Below are 19716 nucleotides of genomic sequence, written 5' to 3'. Positions count from 1 at the left end.
GCTCCGCTTGCGGTGGAGCCCCGACCAACAGCGCGGGCGCGCCGGCGTTGCGCCGGGTGCCGCGGAAACGCGGCCCGAAGGCCCGGCCGCGGGCCGCGCCGCAGGTCCTGCTACAGGCCCTTGGCAGCCTTCAGCACCTCGGCCACGTGGCCGGGCACCTTCACCTTGCGCCAGATGGCGCGCAGGATCCCCTCCCGGTCGATCAGGAAGGTCGCGCGGTCCACGCCCATGTACTTGCGCCCGTACATGCTCTTCTCGACCCAGGTCCCATAGCGCTCGCACACGGCGCCGTCCTCGTCCGAGGCCAGGGTGAAGGTCAGGCCGTGCTTGCCCTTGAACTTGTCGTGGCTCGCGACCGAATCCCTGGAGACGCCGATCACCACCGCGTCGATCCCCGAGTAGTCGGGCAAGGCATCGCGGAAGCCGCAGGCCTCGGCCGTGCAGCCCGAGGTGTCGTCCTTGGGATAGAAGTAGAGCACCACGGTCTTGCCGCGGAGATCCCGCAGGCCGACGGTCCCGCCGCCGTCGGTGGGCATGGTGAAGTCGGGGGCGGGCTGCCCGATGTCGAGGCTCATGGTCTCTCCTGGTCCGGTGCCGGGGAAAGCCGGGCCGCCGGATCCTCCACCAGCGCGCGGAAATGCGCGTGGGTGCGGCCGGCGACCGCGGCGATGTGATCTGTCATGGCGGCGAAGTCGAAGTCGCGCTCGGGGGCCATCACGGCGCGGAACAGCGCGCGCTTCAGTGCCTCGGGCGCGGCTTCGGCATCGAAGCCGCCTTCGGTGGTCAGCCGCAGGAAGCCCTGGATCCGGCGCCACATGCGCAGCGCCTCGACGAGGTCGCGCGCGGCCGCGAGATCGAGGAGGCCCGCCGTGGCGAGATTGTCCAGCGCCGTCGCCATGTTGGCCGACAGGACCGAGGGATCCCGGGCTGCGTGCCGCAGCATCAGGTACTGGGCCACGAACTCGGCGTCGATCTGCCCGCCGCGGACGTATTTCGTGTCCCAGAGGTCCCGGGTCCCGAACTCCCGGTCGATGCGCGCGCGCATGCTGGCCACGTCGCGCAGCAGCGCGTCGGGATCGCGGGGCCGCGTCAGGACTGCCGCCACCTCGGCGTCGAGCCGGCGGCAAAGCGCGGCCGGCCCCCAGATCACGCGCCCCCGGGTCAGCGCCATGTGCTCCCAGGTCCAGGCGGCATCGCGCTGATAGGCCGCGAAGCCGTCGATGCTGACGGCCAGCGGGCCCTTGTTGCCCGAGGGGCGCAGCCGCATGTCGACCTCGTACAGCGCGCCCTCGCCGGTCTGCACCGTGACGGCGTTGACGAGGCGCTGGGTGACCTTGGTGTAGTACTCGGTCGCGGACAGCGGCTTCGGCCCGTCCGAAAGGCTGCCGTCCGCCGGCGGCTCGTAGACGATGATCAGGTCCAGGTCGGACCGGATCGTCATCTGGCGGCTGCCGAGCTTTCCCAGCGCAAGGATCGCCATGCCGCCTTCGGCGAAGCGGCCATGGCGGCGCGAGAACTCGTCGAGGACGCTGGGCACCAGCGCGCCCACCGAGAGATCGGCGATGTCCGACAGGAAGGGGCCGCAGGCATCGCCGTCGGTGATGTTCCTCAGGATGTGCAGGCCGGCCCGGAAGCGCTGGTCGTTGGACCAGCGCCGCGCCGCGTCCAGGACGTCCTCGAACCCGGCCGCGACCCCGACCACGGCCGCAAGGTCGGCCTCCAGCTCGTCGCGCTCCGGAAGGTGCTCGAAGAAGCCCGGCGTCAGCACGGCATCGAGCCGCGAGGGCGAGCGCGCCAGGATCTCGGCCAGCCGCGGGGCGGTCCCCATCACCTCGGCCACGAGGCCCAGCAGCGCCGGGTTGCTGTAGAACATCGTGAAGAGCTGCACGCCTGCCGGCAGGCGCCCCAGGAACTCGTCGAAGCGCAGGAAGGCCTCGTCCGGGCTCGGGGTCGTCGCCAGCGCCTCCAGCAGCGCGGGGGTCAGCTCGGTCAGCAGCTCGCGGGCGCGGGTGCTGCGCGTCGCGCGGTAGCGGCCGTGATGCCAGCCGCGGATCGTCGCGGCGATCGCGGGGGCGTTGCGGAATCCCAGCCGCTCCAGCGTCTTCAGCGTCTCGGGGTCGTCCTCGGTGCCGGTGAAGACGAGGTTGCCGGGGCCCGAGAGCGCCGGCGCCTCCTCGAAGAGCGCGGCGTAATGGTCCTCGACCGTCGCCAGCGTCGCCGTCAGCTCCGCCCGGAAGGCGGCCGGGTCGTCGTAGCCCAGGAAGACGGCCAGCCTGTCGACCGCCGCGGGATCGGCGGGCAGCCGGTGGGTCTGGTGGTCCTCGATCATCTGCACGCGGTGCTCGACCCGGCGCAGGAAGCCGTAGGCGCGCTCGAGATCCCCGGCGGTCTCCGGCGCCACCCGCCCGGCGGCGACCAGGGCGTGCAGGCTCTCGACCGTGCCGCTGGTGCGCAGGCGCGGGTCGCGCCCGCCGAAGATCAGCTGCTGGGTCTGCGCGAAGAACTCGATCTCGCGGATGCCGCCGCGGCCGATCTTCACGTCGTGCCCCTCCACCGCGGTCGTACGGAAGCCGCGATGGGCGTTGATCTGCCGCTTGATCGAATGGATGTCCTGGATCGCCGCGAAGTCCAGGTGGCGCCGCCAGACAAAGGAGCGAAGCACGCCCAGCAGGTGCCGCGCCGCCTCGCCGTCGCCCGCCACCGGGCGCGCCTTGATCATCGCGGCGCGCTCCCAGTTCTGGCCGAGGCTGCCGTAATAGGCCTCGGCCGCCGAGACCGACACGGCCAGGGGCGTCGCGCCGGGATCCGGGCGCAGGCGCAGGTCCGTGCGGAAGACATAGCCGTCCTTTGTGCGTTCCTCCATAATGCGAACCAGGTCGCGCGCCAGCCGGATGAAGGTCCGGGCCATCAGGTCGGGTTGGGCGGTCTGGACGACCTGGTCGTCATACAGGACGATCAGGTCTATATCGCTGGAATAGTTGAGTTCGCGCGCGCCCAGCTTGCCCATGCCGAGGACGATGAGACCCGAGCCGATCTCCGGATTTTCCGGGTCCGGAATGATGAGCGACCCGCCGCGCGCCGCCTTGCGCAGGAGGTGGCCGCAGGCCTGCCGCAGGGCTGCCTCGGCCAGCTCGGACAGCGCGCCCGTGACCCGCTCCAGCGGCCAGGCGCCGCCTATGTCGGCCAGCGCGATCAGCAGCGCCGCGCGGCGCTTGGTCACGCGCAGGACCTCCATCAGCCGGTCGGTGTCCTCGACTCCGCGGCACTGCGCCTCCTGCTCGCGCAGCAGCGCGCCGAAGGCGTCGTCGGGGCCGTCCTCCACGAGCCGGCGCGCGAAGGCGATCTCGCGGACCAGCGACTGGCTGAGATACGGACTGTTCCCGAAGACCGCCTCCAGCACCGCGCGGCCGTGCGGCGCCTCGGCGAAGGACCTGGCGAAGGCGCGCAGCTCCGCGTCGTCGAGCCGGTCCGCCTGCTCGTGCCAGTGCGTCAGGCCAAGCGCAGCGGCCTGGAGATCGCCCGGGCGGGGCAGGGACGGGAAGGCCGGGGTCACCGCGCTGGTCCTCTTCGGTGGTGCAGGCCAGGCGACCATGCGCGTCCGACGGGCGCCGGTCAACGGTGACCGGCCGTGATCCGCCCGGCCTTCCGCCTCGCCGCCGAAGGGGTCAGCATCATCCTGGTGCTGCTGCTGGTGCTGGCCGGGGCAGCCATCTGGCGCCTGTCGCAGGGGCCGGTCGCGGTCGGCTTCCTGACCCCCGTCATCGAACGTGCCCTGACAGGCGCGGGGCTGCAGGTCGACATCCAAGACACGCTGCTGAGCTGGGGCGGAGGGGACAGCGTTCTGGAGCTGCGGGCGCGCGGCGTGCGCGTGGTGGGGACCGAGGGGGTCGAGGTCGCCTCCCTGCCCGAGCTCGGAATCGGGCTCGACCTGCGCCGGCTGGTGACCGGAACGCTGGCGCCGACCCGGCTCGAGCTCGTGCGCCCGCGCATCCGCGCCGTGCGCGACGAAGCCGGCGAAATCCATCTCGACATCTTCGAGAATGCCGATCCGCGGCCCCAGCCGGCCGATGCCCCCGATGTGGGGATGGGCCTGCTCCAGGCGCTCTCCCGCGCGCCCGGCGAGGGCGAAGGCGTGCTGGCCGAACTGCGCGAGGTCGGGATCGAGGGCGCAGCCCTGACCCTCGAGGACCTGCGCACCGGCCGGTTCTGGCATGCGCCGCGGTTCGATGGCGTGCTGCACAGGGACGCGGGCGGGGTGCGCGGGGCCGCCGGGCTCGACCTCGCGGTCGGGCAGGGCCAAGTCCGGCTCGGCACGCGCTTCTCGCTGCGCCTCGGCGTGGGCGCCGAGGTGGAGGCGGAGCTCCATGGGCTGCGTCCCGCCGATCTCGCCGCGCGCGCGCCGGAGCTGGCCTCGCTCGCGGCCGTCTCGCTGACCCTGGGCGGCACCGCCAGCGCCCGTTTCGACCGCGGCCTGCTGCTGCGCGAGGCACGCTTCGACCTCTCGGGCGAGGACGGGGCGGTGAACCTCCCCGAACTCTGGGCGGAGCCGCTGCATGTCGCTCGCGCGCGGCTCAGGGGACATCTCGACGCGGCGGCCCGCCTCCTGACGATCGAGGGGCTGGAAGCCGATCTCGACGGGCCGCGCCTGGCCCTGCACGGCACGCTGCGCGACCTCGGCGGCGCGCTGGATCTCGACGCGCAGGCGCGCCTGCAGGACGTCGCGCTGGATGGGCTGGGGCGGCTCTGGCCGGCCTCGGTCGCACCCAGTCCGCGGGGCTGGATCACCGAGAACCTGTCGCACGGAACCGTCGACGCCGCCGAGGCCAAGGTCTCGGCGCGGCTGGGGCTGGACGGCGCAGTCCAGGAGATCCGCACCCTCGACACCCAGATCCATTTCCGCGACGTCACCGTGCGGTATTTCGGGGACCTGCCGCCGGTGACCGGCGTCTCGGGGACCGCCCGGATCGACCGGGCGCGCCTGGAGGTCGACGGCGAGGGCGGAAGGCTGCGCGATGCGGTGCTCGGGCGCTCGCGCATCGTGATCTCCGGCCTCGATGCCGAGACCCAGGCGATCGACATCCGCATTCCCCTGACCGGGCCGCTGCGCACGGTGCTGGAGGTCGTCGACATGAAGCCGCTGGGCTATCCGTCGCGCCTCGGCATCAAGCCGGCGACGGCCGGGGGGCGCGTTGACGGCGTGCTGACATTCGCCTTCCCCCTCGTGAACGCGCTGACGCTGGACGAGATCGTCTTCGGCGCCAAGGCCCAGCTCGCGGAGGTGGCGCTGCAGGAGGTGGTCGGCGACATGCCGGTCACCGAGGGCGCGGGCACCCTGACTCTGGACCCGCGCAAGCTCGCCGTCGAGGGGACGGCCAGGCTCGCGGGCGTGCCCCTGTCCTTCGCCTGGGACGAGAACTTCGCGCGCAAGGCCGAATTCTCGACGCGGGTGCGGGCCCGCGGCACCCTGGCCGAGGCGGACAGGGTCCGGCTCGGCCACGACCTCGCGCCCTGGCTCGCCGGGCCGGTCGGCTTCAACGTGACCTACCTCGTGCCCGAGCCCGGCCGCGCCACGCTGTCGGGCGACCTTGCCCTGGCCGAGGCCGAACTCGCCGCGGCACCGCTGGGCTGGCGCAAGCCGCCGGGCACCGAGGCCAGGGGCCGGTTCGAGCTGGCCTTCCGCGCGGGCAAGCCCGTGGGGCTTCCGGCCTTCTCGCTGGACGGCGCGGGCATGCGCCTGCGCGGGAGGGCCGACCTTGCGGCCGATTTCCGGCCGACGCGCATCCAGGTCGACGAGCTGACCCAGGGCGAGAACCGGCAGCTCCGCGCCGAGATCCGGCACGAGGGGCAGGGACCCTGGCGCGTGAACCTGCAGGGCGCCTCGCTCGACCTGGGTCCGCTTCACGACGACATGGAGAAGACGCCGCCCGTCCGCGACCCCGGGAAGCCGCGGCGCACCGCGCCCGAGTTTCCGCTGGAGGTCCAGTTCCGGCTCGGCCGGTTGCTGCTCGGGGCGGAGCGCGTCTTGAGGGAGGCCGGCGGAACGCTGGCGGGCGACGGGCGGCAATGGACGCGCGCCTCGGTGGATGCACGGGTGGGCGACGGCGTGCCGATGCTGCTGCAATACGTGCCCGACGGAGCGGTCCGGCGGCTCACCCTCGAGACCATGGACGGCGGGTCGGCGCTGCGCGCCCTCGGCATCTACGAGACCGTGCGCGGGGGGCGGCTGCTGGTCTCGGGCACGACGGACGCGCGCGACCCGGACGCCCCGTTGCAGGGATCGATCGAGCTCCAGGACTTCTCGCTGACAGAGGCGCCGGCGCTGGCCAGGCTGCTGAACGCGGTCTCGCCGACCGGCTTCGCCGAGCTGCTGTCCAGCCGCGACATCCGCTTCGACCGGCTCTCGGCCGAGTGGGAATGGAAGGGAAACCGCATCCTCGTCCGCAAGGGCCGGACGGCCGGCGCGGCGCTGGGGCTGACGGCGGACGGGCTCGTCGACCTCAACGAGGACCGCCTGGATTTCGAGGGGACGATCGTTCCGATCTACGGGCTGAACAGGATCATCGGCTCGATCCCGCTGCTCGGCAGGCTGCTGACCGGCGGCGAGGGGCAGGGGATCTTCGCCTTCACCTATTCCCTGCGCGGGCCCATGGACGACCCCGCGGTGACCGTCAACCCGCTGTCCGTGCTGACGCCGGGCTTCCTCAGGAACCTCTTCTTCCTCGGCGATGCGCCCGGCGAGGAGCGCAAGCCCCCGCCGCCGGGCACCCCGCCGCCCGGCGGGTCGCCGGGATGGGGGCCGGAACAGTCGGGCGGCGGAAACTGACGGCGTCTCCGCCGCAGGCGGTCACGCCGCCGCCGTGACGCTCACAGGGCCTTGACGCTCAGACGGCCTTCGCTCAGAGGACCTTGACGAGGACGTGGCGCTTGCGCCCGGCCGAGAGCTTGGCGGTGCCGTCGCCGGTCAGGTCGGCCGTGCGCAGGGCCGCGGCCTCGTCGGCCACGGCGGCGTCGTTGAGCCGTGCCCCGTTGCCTCGGATCAGGCGGCGTGCCTCGCCCTTGCTTGCGGCGAGGCCGGCGCGGACCAGCAGGTCGACCACGGGGATGCCGGCCTCGATCTCGGGGGCGGCGACCTCGATCGTCGGCAGGCCCTCGGCCAGGCTGCCCTCCTCGAAGGTGCGCCGCGCCGTCTCGGCGGCCTCCTCGGCGGCTGCGGCGCCGCGGCACAGCGTGGTCGCCTCGTTCGCCAGGATCTTCTTCGCCTCGTTGATCTCGGAGCCGCCGAGGCGCTCGAGGCGCGCGATCTCGTCCAGCGGCAGCTCGGTGAACAGGCGCAGGAAGCGGCCGACATCCGCATCCTCGGTGTTGCGCCAGAACTGCCAGTAGTCGTAGGCCGACAGGCGCTCGGTGTTGAGCCAGACCGCGCCCGAGGCCGTCTTGCCCATCTTCGCGCCCGAGGCCAGCGTGATCAGCGGCGTCGTCAGGCCGAACAGTTCGCGCCCGTCGATGCGGCGCGTCAGCTCGATGCCGTTCACGATATTGCCCCACTGGTCCGAACCGCCCATCTGGAGCTGGCAGCCGAGGCGGCGCGACAGCTCCATGAAGTCGTAGGCCTGCAGGATCATGTAGTTGAATTCGAGGAAGGTCAGCGGCTGCTCGCGCTCCAGGCGCAGCCGGACGCTCTCGAAGCTCAGCATGCGGTTGATGGTGAAGTGGCGGCCGACGTCGCGCAGGAACGGGATGTACTCGATCCGGTCCAGCCAGTCCGCATTGTTCACCATCACGGCGTCCGCCGCGCCCTCCCCGAAGCTCAGGAACTGCGAGAAGACCTTGCGGATGCCGGCCATGTTCTGGCCGATCTGCTCGTCGGTGAGCATCCTCCGGCTCTCGTCGCGACCCGAGGGGTCGCCGACCTTTGTCGTGCCGCCGCCCATCAGCACGACGGGCTTGTTCCCGGTCTTCTGCAGCCAGCGCAGCATCATGATCTGCACCAGCGAGCCGACATGCAGGCTGTCCGCCGTCGCATCGAATCCGATATAGCCCGGCAGGCCGCCCGCGGCGGCCAGGGCATCCAGCCCCTCGGGGTCGGTGCACTGATGGATGAAGCCGCGCTCGTGCAGGGTGCGCAGGAAGTCCGAACGGAAGCTGCTCATCTCGGCGGATCCGGGTTGACGCGGGTGGCGGAGGCCGCGTCTGTTAGCATGAAAGCCGGCCGGGGACCACACCCCCTGGGACCACATCCCAGAGGCCGCACGGGGCGGCCGCAATGCGGAGGCAAGGCATGCAGACGGCGATCGGGCTGATGAGCGGGACCTCGCTCGACGGCATCGATGCGGCCCTGGTCCGGACCGACGGGCGCGAGCGCGTCGAGACCGGCCCGCACCTGACCCTTCCCTACGAGTCCGCCTTCCGGGAAAGGGTGCGCGCGACCTTCGGCGGCCGGGGGCCGGTCGCCGAGGTCGAGCGCGAGTTGACCGAGCTGCATGCCGAGGCGGTGGCGCGCCTCCTGGCGGCCGCCGGGCTGGCCGCCGACGCTGTGGACCTCGTGGGCTTCCACGGACAGACCATCCTGCACGCGCCCGAGCAACGCCGGACCTGGCAGATCGGCGACGGTGCGCTGCTCGCCAGGCTGACGGGGATCGCCGTGGTCGCCGATTTCCGCACCGCCGACGTGGCGGCGGGCGGCCAGGGCGCGCCGCTGGTGCCGGTCTATCATGGCGCGCTTGCGGCGGCTCTTGGCCGCCCGCTCGCGGTACTGAACATCGGCGGCGTCGCCAACGTGACCTGGATCGGGCCCCACGGCGAGCTGCTCGCCTTCGACACCGGGCCCGGCAACGCCCTGATCGACGATTGGGTCCTGCGCCGCGCCGGCCGCGCCTTCGACGCGGACGGGGCGCTTGCCGCCGCCGGAAAGGTCGATGCCGGCGCGCTCGCCGCGATGCTGTCCCATTCCTGGTTCGACTTGCCGCCGCCCAAGTCGCTGGACCGCGACGCCTGGGATCCGTCGCCGGTCCAGGGGCTGTCGGTGGAGGACGGGGCCGCGACCCTGGCCGCCTTCACGGCCGGTTCCGTGGCGAAGGCGGCAGCCAGCCTGCCGGTGGCGCCTGCGCGCTGGCTCGTGGCGGGGGGCGGGCGGCTGAACCGCGTGCTGATGGCGATGCTGCGCGAGCGCCTTGGCGTTCCCGTCGAGCCCGTCGAATCGGTGGGCTGGGAGGGCGACGCGATCGAGGCCCAGGCCTTCGCCTATCTTGCAGTGCGCAGCCGGCTGGGTCTGCCGCTGTCCTTTCCCGGCACCACCGGCGTGCCGGCGCCGCAGCCGGGCGGGCGCTTCCACCCCGTCACCGGATGAGCGCAGCGCCCGGGCTTCGGGTGCGGCCCGCAGATGCTCGGGGTGGAATCAGGCGTGATCCGGAACTTGGCTGGTCGCGTCGGCAAGGTTCAGCCGCGTCGCCTCGGCCTCGGCCTCGTCGTAGGTGGCGAAGGGGTGTTGCTCGCCTGTCTGCGAATCCAGCACGCGGAAAGGCCGGGGCACCTTTCCGCCTTTCGCCCAGAGGACGAAATACCGAGCCTTGACCGCGTCGTCCATGGCTCTTCCCCGTTGCCTGCCCGGACGATAGCACGGGCTTGCGGGGAAGGCCAATCCACCGGACGCTCCGAAACGGAGAGGCGGACTGGCCTTTCGAACTATTCCGCGACCGCGGCGACCCGCTGGCCGCCTCCGAGGATGCGGTCCAGATAATCCCCGACATGCCGGTCCAGCTCCTCGACATGGTTGCCGAAGAAGTGGTTCGCGCCCTCGACCTGGCGGAAGTCGATGCGGATGTCGCGCTGGCTCGAAAGCTTGTTCACGAGCTTGGCGACCGACGCCTCTGGGACGTGCTCGTCGCTCTTGCCATGGATGATCAGCCCCGAGGCGGGGCAGGGCGCCAGGAAGCTGAAGTCGAAGACGTTCGCCGGCGGCGCGATGGAGACGAAGCCGTCGATCTCCGGCCGCCGCATCAGGAGCTGCATGCCGATCCAGGCGCCGAAGGAGAAGCCGGCGATCCAGCAGGTCGAGGCGTTCGGGTTGTAGGTCTGCAGCCAGTCCAGCGCCGATGCGGCATCGGACAGCTCGCCCTCGCCGCGGTCGTAGGTGCCCTGGCTCCGCCCGACGCCACGGAAGTTGAAGCGCAGGCAGGAGAAGCCACGCCGCGCGAAGGCATGGAAGAGCGTGTAGACGACCTTGTTGTTCATCGTCCCGCCCTGCTGCGGGTGCGGGTGCAGGAACAGCGCGATCGGAGCGTTGGGCTGCTTGCTGTGGTGGTAGCGCCCTTCGAGCCGGCCTGCCGGCCCATTCATGATCACTTCAGGCATCGCGTCCCTGGTCCTGCGCGGGGCATCGAGCGGCGGGAGGCGCGCCTGCCGCATGCACCCGAGTCCTGGACTCGGGTAAGCGGCCACGGCGCTCGACGGCCTCCCGGCCTAAACTTGACCACCCCGCTGGGTAATCCTATATCCCCGAGGCGTGGCCGGACGCACGGGTCCGTGCGGTCGCCGCACGGTCCGCGCATCGATCCCGCCGGTCTACGCCGGGGCGGCGGACTATACCACGCGGCGCCCGCGCGAATTCAAGCCTCTTGAGGCGCGCCTCAAGAGGCATGCAGGGGGTCCGATGGCGGCGACGGAGATCGCATGCGACTGAGCACCAAGGGCCGGTACGCCGTCATGGCGATGGTCGACCTCGCCAGCACCGGCCGGGAAGGCCCCGTGGCCCTGGCCGACATAGCCCGCCGGCAGGAAATCTCGCTGTCCTATCTCGAGCAGCTCTTCGCGAAGCTGCGCCGTGCCGGGCTGGTCCGGAGCGTGCGCGGCCCGGGCGGCGGGTACATGCTCGGACGGGCGGCGGTTCAGACCCGCATCAGCGACATCGTCCTGGCCGTCGACGAGCCGATCCGCGCGACGCGCTGCACGGCGGGATCCGCATCGGGCTGCCATGCCGACCGCTCGCGCTGCATCACCCACGACCTGTGGGAGGAGCTCGGCAACCAAATCCATCTCTTTCTCAGCAGCGTCACCGTGGCCGACGTGGTCGAGCGGCGCGTGCTCGGCACCAGCGGCCTTTCGGACGAGATGCGGGAGCGCCTGCGCAGGGAGGCTGTCGACTGAGGATCTATCTCGACCACAACGCGACGGCGCCGCTGCGCCCGGAGGTCCGGGACGCCATGGCGGCCGCGCTGGATCTCGTCGGCAACCCGTCGTCGGTGCATGCCGAGGGGCGTGCTGCCCGCGCCGCGGTCGAGGGGGCCCGGGCTGCCGTCGCCGTGCTCGCCGGCGCCGATCCCGCCTGGATCGCCTTCACCTCCGGCGGGACCGAGGCAAACAACCTGGCGCTCGCCGGCGCCGGCAGCGGCCGCCGAATCCTGGCAAGCGCCGTCGAGCATGACTCCGTGCTCCAGGCGGCGCCGGATGGCGCGCTGCTGCCGGTCGACCGGCACGGCGTCCTTGACCTCGGCACCCTAGACCGCGTCCTGGCGGCAACGGAAGGGCCGGCGCTCGTCTCCCTGATGCTGGTCAACAACGAGACCGGCGTGATCCAGCCTGTGGCCGAGGCCGCCGCCATCGCGCATCGGCACGGCGCGCTGCTCCATTGCGACGCTGTCCAGGCCGCCGGGCGCGTCCCGCTCGACCTCGACGCGCTGGGCGCGGACCTTCTGACGCTCTCGGCCCACAAGATCGGCGGCCCGAAGGGCGTCGGCGCACTGGCGCTGCGTCCGGGATTGGCGCTGTCGCCGCTGCTCCGTGGCGGCGGGCAGGAGCGGCGGATGCGTGCGGGAACCGAGAACGTGGCGGGCATCGTGGGCTTCGGCCGGGCGGCCGAGCTGGCCCTCGCGGAGCTCGATCGCCAGCACGCCGTCGCCGCCCTGCGCGACCGGCTCGAGGCGGCGCTTTCCGCGCGGGCCCCCGGCACGCCCCTCCATGGCGCGGGGGCGCCGCGCGTCGCCAACACGAGCTGCGTCGGCATGGCCGGCGTTCCCAGCGAGGTCCAGGTCATGGCGTTCGACCTCGCCGGCATCGCCGTTAGCGCGGGCTCTGCCTGCTCGTCCGGGAAGGTGAAGCCGAGCCACGTGCTGGCCGCCATGGGCCTGCCTGCGGCCGAGGCCGCCTGCGCGGTGCGGATCTCGCTGGGCCCCGGCACAACCGAAGCCGAGATCGACCGGATTGTGGAGGCCTGGACGGCCCTGCGCGCCCGGCGGAGCGCCGCTGCGTGAGCGGCGGGGCCCCGATCCCCCTCGCGATCCACCTCGACCATCAGGCGACGACGCCGATCGATCCCCGCGTGCTTGACGCCATGGATCCCTGGCTGCGCGCGCCCGCCGCCAATCCCCACGCCCGCAATCCGCTGGGCTATCGCGCCGCCGAGGCGCTGGAGAAGGCGCGCGCCCAGGTGGCGGCGCTGCTGGGGGCGAACCCGCTGGAGATCATCTGGACCTCGGGGGCGACCGAGGCCAACAACCTCGCGCTCAAGGGGATCGCCCGGGCGGCGCGGGCGCAGGGGCGGGACCATGTGGTGACCACGGCGATCGAGCATCCCAGCGTGCTCGAACCCTGCCGGCGGCTGGAATCGGAAGGCTGCAGGATCGAGATGCTGCCTGTGGGGACCGGCGGCCTGATGACGCCCGACGCCGTGGCGGCGGCGCTGACGCCGCGCACGGCTCTGGTCTCGGTCATGGCCGCCAACAACGAGATCGGGACGCTGCAGCCGATCGCGGCGATCGCCGAGGCCTGCCGCGACCGGGACGTGCCCTTCCACACCGACGCCGCCCAGGCCTTCGGGCGCGTGCCGCTGGAGGGTGCGGCCGACCTCGTCAGCGTCTGCGCCCACAAGCTGCACGGCCCCCCCGGCATCGGCGCGCTGCGGGTCCGGCGCGGCATCGCGCTGGAGCCGCTCCTCGAGGGCGGAGGCCAGGAGCGGGGCCTGAGGCCCGGCACGGTGCCGGTGGCGCTGGCGGTCGGGTTCGGGGCTGCGGCTGCGATCGCAGGGGCGCAGATGGCGGAGGAGGGACGCCGGATCGCGGCGCTGCGGGACTTCCTGCTGACGCGTCTGCGCGCCGCCTGCCCGGAGCTTCGGCTGAACGGCGATGCCGTGCGCCGGCTGCCCGGAAACCTGAACGTGACGCTTCCCGGGGTTGATGCCGAGGCGCTGATGCTGGCGCTTCCGGAGCTGGCGCTCGCCAGCGGCGCCGCCTGCGCCTCTGGACGGCCAGGGCCCTCGCACGTGCTGCTGGCCCTCGGTCTCGGTCCCGAGGAGGCCGCCTCGTCGCTGCGCATCGGCATCGGCCGCTTCACGACCCGGGCCGAGGTCGAGCGCGCGGCCGACCTTCTGTCGGATGCGCTAAGATCCTTCACCGCTGGCCGCTGAGGGCCGCGTGCAGCAGGCGAAGCCGTTGCCCCGGCAGCAGGCGAAGCCGTTGCCTCGGCGGCGACTTGGCTGTATGACCGCGGCCGGACGAGGAGAAAAGGTCCCATGCCGAAGATGGTTTTCATCGAGAAGGACGGCACCCGCCGCGAGGTCGACGCGCCGGTCGGCCTGTCCGTGCTCGAGATCGCGCACCGCAACCGCATCGACCTCGAGGGAGCCTGCGAGGGCTCCCTCGCCTGCTCGACCTGCCATGTTGTGGTCGAGCCCGAATGGTACGACCTGCTGAACGATGCGAGCGAGGACGAGGAGGACATGCTGGATCTGGCCTTCGGCCTGACCAAGACCTCGCGCCTGGGCTGCCAGATCATCATCAGCGAGGAGCTGGACGGGCTGACCGTGCGCCTGCCGGCGGCGACCCGCAACAACATGAAGGGCTGAGGGCGCCGCCGCCATGGCCGGTCTCTTCTCCCGCCTGAAGGAGGCCTGCCGGCCGGACTGGGAGGCCTATGTCGGCCATGCCTTCGTCCGCGGGCTCGGCGACGGGTCGCTGCCCGAGCGGTGCTTCCGCCATTATCTCGTTCAGGATTACCTGTTCCTGATCCAGTTCGCCCGCGCCTATGCGCTGTCGGCGTACAAGAGCGATACGCTCGGGGACATGCGGCGTGCCGCCGGCGCGATGGGTGCCATCCTCGACCGTGAGATGGCGCTGCATGTCGAGTACTGCGCGGGCTGGGGCCTAGACGAGGCCGCCATGGCCGCCACCCCGGAGGCGACCGCGACGCTCGCCTATACCCGCTTCGTGCTGGAGCGCGGGATGTCCGGCGACCTGCTGGACCTGAACGTGGCGCTGGCGCCCTGCGTCGTGGGCTATGCCGAGATCGCCGCCGCCTTGCAGCGCGATCCCCGGATGCGGCTCGACGGCAATCCCTACCGAGCCTGGATCGAGGCCTACTCTGCCGATGACTACCAGGCCGTCGCGCGCGACAAGGTGGCGCTGCTCGACGACTTGGCCGCGCGGCGCGGGGGCGAGGCGCGCTTTACTGCGCTGACGCGCGATTTCTCTGCCGCCTGCCGCCTTGAGGCCGGTTTTTGGCAAATGGGGTACGACCTCTCGGCCTAGTCCTTGGCGGAACCTCCCATGTGACGCCGTGTTGCCTTCGCGACCGGTGTCACCATCGAATAGGGGGTTCGCATGTACAAGATCGGTATCGCCCTTCTGTCCCTGGGCGTCCTGGCCGCCTGCGGCAACAACGATACCAGCCGCGCGGCGAGCGGCGGCGGCGCGGGTGCCCTCGGCGGCGCGGTCGTGGGCGGTCCCGTCGGCGCCGTGGTCGGCGGCGTCGGCGGCGCCACGGCGGGCGCCTCGATGAACGAGGGGCTCGAGGACAAGACCACGCTGGACGAGCGCGCCAAGGCCGCGATCAAGAAGTAACGGCGCGGCACGCCGTTCGGCGCCGGCGGCTCCCGGGGCGGGGCCGCCGGCGCTGGCTTCTTGCGACGGCTCCGCGACACGCCTTGACCGCCGGGCGGCATTGCGCCGGGCGCGGATGCTGTCTATATCGCGCCCCATGAACAGCCTTGGGATCGACAAGCCCGCTTCCGCTACCCGGGTCGTCGTCGCCATGTCCGGCGGCGTCGACAGCTCGGTCACGGCCGCGCTCCTCCAGGCCGAGGGCTACGACGTCGTCGGGATCACCCTGCAGCTCTACGACCACGGCCTGACCGTGGGGCGCAAGGGTGCCTGCTGCGCGGGGCAGGACATTTACGATGCCCGCCAGGTCGCCGACCGGCTGGGCTTCCCGCACTACGTCCTGGATTACGAAAGCCGGTTCGGGCAGGCCGTCATCGACGACTTCGCGGATTCCTACCTGCGCGGCGAGACCCCGATCCCCTGCGTGCGCTGCAATCAGCGCGTCAAGTTCCGCGACCTGCTGGACACCGCGCGCGATCTCGGCGGCGACTGTCTCGCGACCGGCCACTACGTGCGCCGGGTCGCCGGGCCACGGGGCGCCGAGCTGCACCGTGCCGCCGACCCGTCCCGGGACCAGAGCTATTTCCTGTTCGCGACGACCCAGCCGCAGCTCGACTACCTACGCTTTCCCCTGGGCGGGCTCGCCAGCAAGGCCGAGACGCGGGCGCTTGCCGAACGGTTCGGCCTGGCCGTCGCCGACAAGCCTGACAGTCAGGACATCTGCTTCGTTCCCGACGGCGACTATGCGGGCGTGGTCGCGAAACTGCGCCCGGGCGCCATCGATCCCGGCGAGATCGTGCATGTCGACGGCCGCGTTCTCGGCCGGCACGACGGGGTGATCGGCTACACCGTCGGACAGCGCCGCGGGCTTGGCATCGGCGGCATCCGCGGAGAGGCGGGGGAGCCGCTCTACGTCGTCGGGCTCGACCCCGCGGCGCGGCGCGTCGTGGTGGGCCCGCGCACGGCGCTGGCGCGCGACCGCGTAATCCTGCGCGAGGTGAACTGGCTGACCGATCCCGACCCGCGGGGAGAGAGCGTCACCGTCAAGCTGCGCTCGGCCCAGCCGGCGGTTCCGGCGACGGTCGTCCCCGGTGCCGAAGGCGGTGCCGTAGTGGCGCTGGCCGAGCCGCAATACGGCATCGCGCCCGGCCAGGCCTGCGTTTTCTATCGCGGCGAGCGCGTCCTCGGCGGCGGCTGGATCGCGGCGGCCGAGCAGTCCGCGCCCCATCTCGGCATCGGCGCGGCATACGCGGCGCCGGCTGCGGGATAGAGCGCGGGGCCGGCCCTCAGGCCGCCAGCGGCACGGCCTTGCGCTCCAGCATGCGGCGGAAGGCGAGATCCATCAGCGTGCCGTATGCGGCGGGATCCGCGAAGGTTGGGCGCTTGGCCATCTGGGCAGTGACGGCCGCCGCTGCGGCCTTCCTGTAGGCCGCGTCGAGACCCAGCCGCACCGCGCGGGCCACATAGGCTTCGGCATCCTGGCAGACCAGCTCGCCGAGGCCGAGCTCCAGCAGCATCGCGGCTCCCTGCTGGTTGCGCAGGGTCGCACCGGCCGCCGCCACGACCGGCAGGCCCGCCTCCAGCGGATCAAAGGTCGTGTTGGCGCCGCCATAAGGGAAGGAGTCGAGATAGATGTCGCACTGGCGCAGCAGGGAGACCACATCGCTGCGCGTTGGCAGGCCCTTGATGATCCGGATGCCGTCGACCACGCCTGCGGCAGAGAGTTCTGCCTTGAAGGTCTCGAGGAAACGCTCCTCGGGGTAGGCGCTGCTCCACGCGCGGCTAAACGGATAGAGCACCAGCAGGGATCCGGGCACCGATGCAAGGATGCGCGTCCAGCTGGCGCGCAGATCTGGACCGATCTTGTAGAAATTGGCCCCGCTGACGAAGACGGTCCGTCCCACGGTGCCCATGGCCCTGCGGTCCGGGATCCGGACGGACGGGGCAGGTGCCATGGAGTAGTCGAAGCAGAAGCCGGCGCCCGGGAGCAGAAGCGGCGTCTCCGTGTAGTGCTGATGCGCTTCCGCCCGGTCATCCGACAGTTCGCCGCTGACGTAGAAGTCGACCGATGGAAAGCCCGTCGTGATCGGAGAGGAGAAGCCCGTGCACTGCACGCGGGCGAGCTTGTGGAGCGCCACGAGCGCCACCCGGTGGGTGACCGCCGTGACGTTCATCCCGATATGCAGAATGTCGAGGTCGCGGCTGCGGATCAGGCGCACCGCCTCGCCGGTGTCCTCGGGCAGGGCCAGCACGCTGTCGCCCGCCGCGCGCCGGGCCTGCTCGATGGCGCCGCCGGTCGGGTGCTGCAGGAAGATCGTGACCTCGTACCTGGAACGGTCGAGCCCCGCGAAGACGGGAAGCGTCGTGAAGGTCTCCGTGCGCGGCGTCAGGTCGCCGAGCAGCACGCCGAGCCGGATCCGGCCCGGCCGGCGCGGGGGTGGGGCCCAGTCGACGGCGTGGCCGTTCCTGCGCAGCCATCGATCCAGCAGCTCGGCCCGCAGGCGGCAGAGCGCCTTCAGGTTCCGGGTCGACATATAGGCGGCGATCAGGTTCAGACGCGTGACCGCCACCGCCGCTGCCTGGTTCCAAAACGGGGACTCAGGTTCGACGGCGAGCCGGGCCGTGATGACGGCGAGCAGGGTCTCCTGAATCACGACCTGCGTATTGCCGTCGTTCCCGCTCGTCAGCAGCGCCGGCGGTGTGAGGGCCCAGCGAAGATAGTCCTCGAGCATCTGGAGGGGCACCGCGTCGAATGCGGGGTCGTCCAGCTCGTGCGGCGCCAGGAAGAGCGTCGCCGCGACCCGTGCCAGGCCGGCGCGACGCTGGGAGCCGCTGTGCAGCTCCGGGCGCACCTTTTCCGCGAAAAAGCGACGGTCGACCTCGGGCAGCGGCTGGAGCGCCGTCTCGCCGCAGCGCTGGAGGTCGGCGAGCTGCTTGCGCTCGGGCGAGCTCGCGAATACGGCGACCGACGCCGCGCCGAGGGTCATCAGCCGTTGTGCGAGGCCGGTTCGGGTCGGGATGTCGGCGGTCAAGATGTCCGTCTCCTTCAACGGCCCACGCGCCGGCGCAGGTCGTCGCGTACGCGGAGCAGGACGGAATCCCAGTCGCCCTGCCGCGGCTGGCGGTAGAGGCGTGCCGTCGGATACCAGGGGCTGTCGTCGATGTCCTCGAGCCAGCGCCACTCCGCCGCATGGGGAAGCACGACCCAGAGCGGGCGGCCCAGCGCCCCTGCCAGGTGGGCCGGGCCGGTGCAGGACGAGATCACGAGGTCCAGGTTCGCCATGACGGCGGCCGTGTCGTCCCAGTTGCCGGCCTCGACCAGGTCGGTGAAGCTGGGGTGCCCCGGAAACCCGTCGAGGTCGCGCCGCCCGGCGCCCTGCTGCAGGGCGTAGAAGGCGATGTCCGGCACGTCCAGCAGCGGCAGATAGGGCTTCAGCCCCGGCGAGCGGATCCGGTCGGCCTTGTATTCGGGATTGCCTGCCCAGACCAGCCCCACGCGCAGGCGTCGGCCGCCGTCCCGCGCCTTCAGCAGCTCGGCCCAACGCCGCTGGCGCTCGGGCTCCGGCCGCAGATAGGGCACCGCAGTGGGGATCGTCGCCAGCGTCGTGCCCAGCAGGTGCGGCAGGCTCAGCAACGGCACGTGGACATCGTGGGCCGGAACGGGCATGCCGCGGGCCACCACCTCGGCGGCACCATCGAGCCCCCGCATCACGCCGGTGATCCGCGCATTGCACTCGAGGATCACGGTCGCGCCCTGCCGTGCCAGAAGCGGCACGAACCGCGCGAACTGGAAGGCATCGCCGACGCCCTGCTCGTCATGCACGAGAATGCAGCGTCCGGACAGCGGACCGCCGTCCCAGCGCGGCGTGGGGAAGCTGCGGACGGGGGACGGGAAGTCGGGCATCCGCGTCCGCCACTCGTAGGCGGCCCAGCCCTCGGCGTAGCGGCCCAGCATCAGCAGGACGGAGGCGAGCTGCGTGTGGCCCTCGGCGAGGTCGGGCTTCAGCCGCACCGCCTCGCGCGCCGCGGCAAGCGCCTTGTCGTGGCGACGCTCGGCCATCAGGGCCAGCGACAGGTTCAGATGGGCCTCCGCATAGGCAGGGCTATGGGAAATGGCGCGCTGCTGGCAGGAGATCGCCTCCGCGTACCGGTCCAGGTCGGCCAGCACGACCCCCAGGTTTGACCATGTCCCGGCGGCGGCGCCGTCCAGGCGCAGAGACGCCCGGTAAGCATCCACCGCCTCGTCCAGCCGGCCCAGCCGGCGCAGCGCGACTCCGAGATTGCTGAAGGCGCCGGCATGGCCCGGCGGCCGCTCGGCAGTTCGCCGGTACAGCGCGATGGCCTCCTCGACCGCGCCCGCGTTCAGCATCAGCGAGCCGGCCTGGAGCGCCAGGTCCGCATCCGACGGATGGTTGGCCAGTGCCTGGCGAAACGCGTCCAGCGCCTCGCCGGTGCGGCCGAGGTCCCGCAGCAGGCGCGCCATGTTTCCCGCGGCATCCGCCTGGCGCGGCTCCAGGCGCAGCGCCTCCCGATAGGCCTCCAACGCCTCGTCGTGGCGGCCCAGACGCTTCAGGGCGCTGCCGAGATTGTTGTGGTAGTGCGCGCTGTCGGGCCTGCGGGCGATCGCCTGGCGGATTAGTCTCGCCGCCTCGTCGTTGCGGCCGAGCTGGTAGGCGGCCACGCCCGAGAGGTGCAGCGCCTCCGCATGGCCGGGCTCGGCGGCGAGAACGGCGCGGTAGCAGGCCGTCGCCCGCGGCAGGTCGCCCCGCCCGTGATGGGCGAGCCCCTCGGACAGGAGCGCCGCCAGGTCGGTGCCGGCAAGGGCCGCTTGGGCAGTCATTGTCTCCGA

The 19716-nt window shown here is 72.0% G+C and carries 16 protein-coding genes; 9 read left to right on the top strand and 7 right to left on the bottom strand.

What is annotated here, in order from left to right:
- Positions 1 to 110: 110 nt before the first annotated feature.
- Positions 111 to 575, bottom strand: a complete 465-nt coding sequence (locus JUB13_RS04510) for a peroxiredoxin (RefSeq protein ID WP_207477528.1) — start codon at positions 573 to 575, stop codon at positions 111 to 113.
- Positions 572 to 3553: a bifunctional [glutamine synthetase] adenylyltransferase/[glutamine synthetase]-adenylyl-L-tyrosine phosphorylase gene (locus tag JUB13_RS04505; protein ID WP_328702865.1), complete on the bottom strand. Its 2982-nt coding sequence runs from the start codon at positions 3551 to 3553 to the stop codon at positions 572 to 574. Before JUB13_RS04505 ends, JUB13_RS04510 begins: the two co-directional genes overlap by 4 nt.
- Before the next feature lie 75 nt (positions 3554 to 3628).
- Between JUB13_RS04505 and JUB13_RS04500 the strand changes: the two genes are divergently transcribed.
- A complete protein-coding gene (locus tag JUB13_RS04500; protein WP_207477526.1) occupies positions 3629 to 6823 on the top strand; it encodes a YhdP family protein in 3195 nt (1064 codons plus the stop codon).
- A gap of 73 nt (positions 6824 to 6896) precedes the next feature.
- Here JUB13_RS04500 and tyrS read toward each other — a convergent pair whose 3' ends face one another.
- Positions 6897 to 8150 carry a tyrosine--tRNA ligase gene (gene tyrS / locus JUB13_RS04495; RefSeq protein WP_207477525.1) on the bottom strand — a complete coding sequence of 418 codons (1254 nt, stop codon included), beginning with the start codon at positions 8148 to 8150 and terminating at the stop codon, positions 6897 to 6899.
- A gap of 113 nt (positions 8151 to 8263) precedes the next feature.
- Here tyrS and JUB13_RS04490 point away from each other — a divergent pair, with 113 nt between their 5' ends.
- Positions 8264 to 9346 carry an anhydro-N-acetylmuramic acid kinase gene (locus JUB13_RS04490; RefSeq protein ID WP_407928074.1) on the top strand — a complete coding sequence of 361 codons (1083 nt, stop codon included), beginning with the start codon at positions 8264 to 8266 and terminating at the stop codon, positions 9344 to 9346.
- A gap of 48 nt (positions 9347 to 9394) precedes the next feature.
- Here the strand turns inward: JUB13_RS04490 and JUB13_RS04485 are convergent, their stop codons facing one another.
- Positions 9395 to 9583, bottom strand: a complete 189-nt coding sequence (locus JUB13_RS04485) for a hypothetical protein (protein WP_207477523.1) — start codon at positions 9581 to 9583, stop codon at positions 9395 to 9397.
- 98 nt (positions 9584 to 9681) lie between these two features.
- Entirely contained in the window at positions 9682 to 10350 is a 669-nt protein-coding gene (locus JUB13_RS04480; protein WP_207477522.1) for an alpha/beta hydrolase, read from the bottom strand.
- A 318-nt stretch (positions 10351 to 10668) separates the two neighbouring features.
- Between JUB13_RS04480 and JUB13_RS04475 the strand changes: the two genes are divergently transcribed.
- From JUB13_RS04475 to mnmA, 7 genes are all read left to right on the top strand, one after another.
- Entirely contained in the window at positions 10669 to 11142 is a 474-nt protein-coding gene (locus JUB13_RS04475) for an Rrf2 family transcriptional regulator (RefSeq protein ID WP_207477521.1), read from the top strand.
- Complete coding sequence (locus JUB13_RS04470) at positions 11139 to 12245, top strand: cysteine desulfurase family protein (RefSeq protein ID WP_207478086.1); 1107 nt, start codon at positions 11139 to 11141, stop codon at positions 12243 to 12245. Before JUB13_RS04475 ends, JUB13_RS04470 begins: the two co-directional genes overlap by 4 nt.
- Entirely contained in the window at positions 12242 to 13396 is a 1155-nt protein-coding gene (locus JUB13_RS04465; RefSeq protein WP_207477520.1) for a cysteine desulfurase family protein, read from the top strand. The genes JUB13_RS04470 and JUB13_RS04465 overlap by 4 nt, the downstream gene beginning before the upstream one ends.
- A gap of 105 nt (positions 13397 to 13501) precedes the next feature.
- Positions 13502 to 13834, top strand: coding sequence for a ferredoxin family 2Fe-2S iron-sulfur cluster binding protein (locus JUB13_RS04460; protein WP_207477519.1), 333 nt, complete (start codon positions 13502 to 13504; stop codon positions 13832 to 13834).
- A 13-nt stretch (positions 13835 to 13847) separates the two neighbouring features.
- Complete coding sequence (gene tenA, locus JUB13_RS04455) at positions 13848 to 14516, top strand: thiaminase II (RefSeq protein ID WP_207477518.1); 669 nt, start codon at positions 13848 to 13850, stop codon at positions 14514 to 14516.
- 72 nt (positions 14517 to 14588) lie between these two features.
- Positions 14589 to 14828, top strand: a complete 240-nt coding sequence (locus tag JUB13_RS04450; protein WP_207477517.1) for a hypothetical protein — start codon at positions 14589 to 14591, stop codon at positions 14826 to 14828.
- A gap of 136 nt (positions 14829 to 14964) precedes the next feature.
- Positions 14965 to 16137: a tRNA 2-thiouridine(34) synthase MnmA gene (gene mnmA, locus JUB13_RS04445; protein ID WP_207477516.1), complete on the top strand. Its 1173-nt coding sequence runs from the start codon at positions 14965 to 14967 to the stop codon at positions 16135 to 16137.
- A 16-nt stretch (positions 16138 to 16153) separates the two neighbouring features.
- Here mnmA and JUB13_RS04440 read toward each other — a convergent pair whose 3' ends face one another.
- On the bottom strand, positions 16154 to 17899 hold the full coding sequence (locus JUB13_RS04440) for an O-linked N-acetylglucosamine transferase family protein (protein ID WP_207477515.1): 1746 nt from the start codon (positions 17897 to 17899) through the stop codon (positions 16154 to 16156).
- Between the two features lie 14 nt (positions 17900 to 17913).
- On the bottom strand, positions 17914 to 19707 hold the full coding sequence (locus JUB13_RS04435; protein WP_207477514.1) for a tetratricopeptide repeat protein: 1794 nt from the start codon (positions 19705 to 19707) through the stop codon (positions 17914 to 17916).
- Positions 19708 to 19716: the final 9 nt, after the last annotated feature.

The sequence above is a fragment of the Arenibaculum pallidiluteum genome, assembly GCF_017355985.1.
Lineage (GTDB): Bacteria > Pseudomonadota > Alphaproteobacteria > Azospirillales > Azospirillaceae > Arenibaculum > Arenibaculum pallidiluteum.
This window is presented reverse-complemented; position numbering and strand designations above follow the sequence as displayed.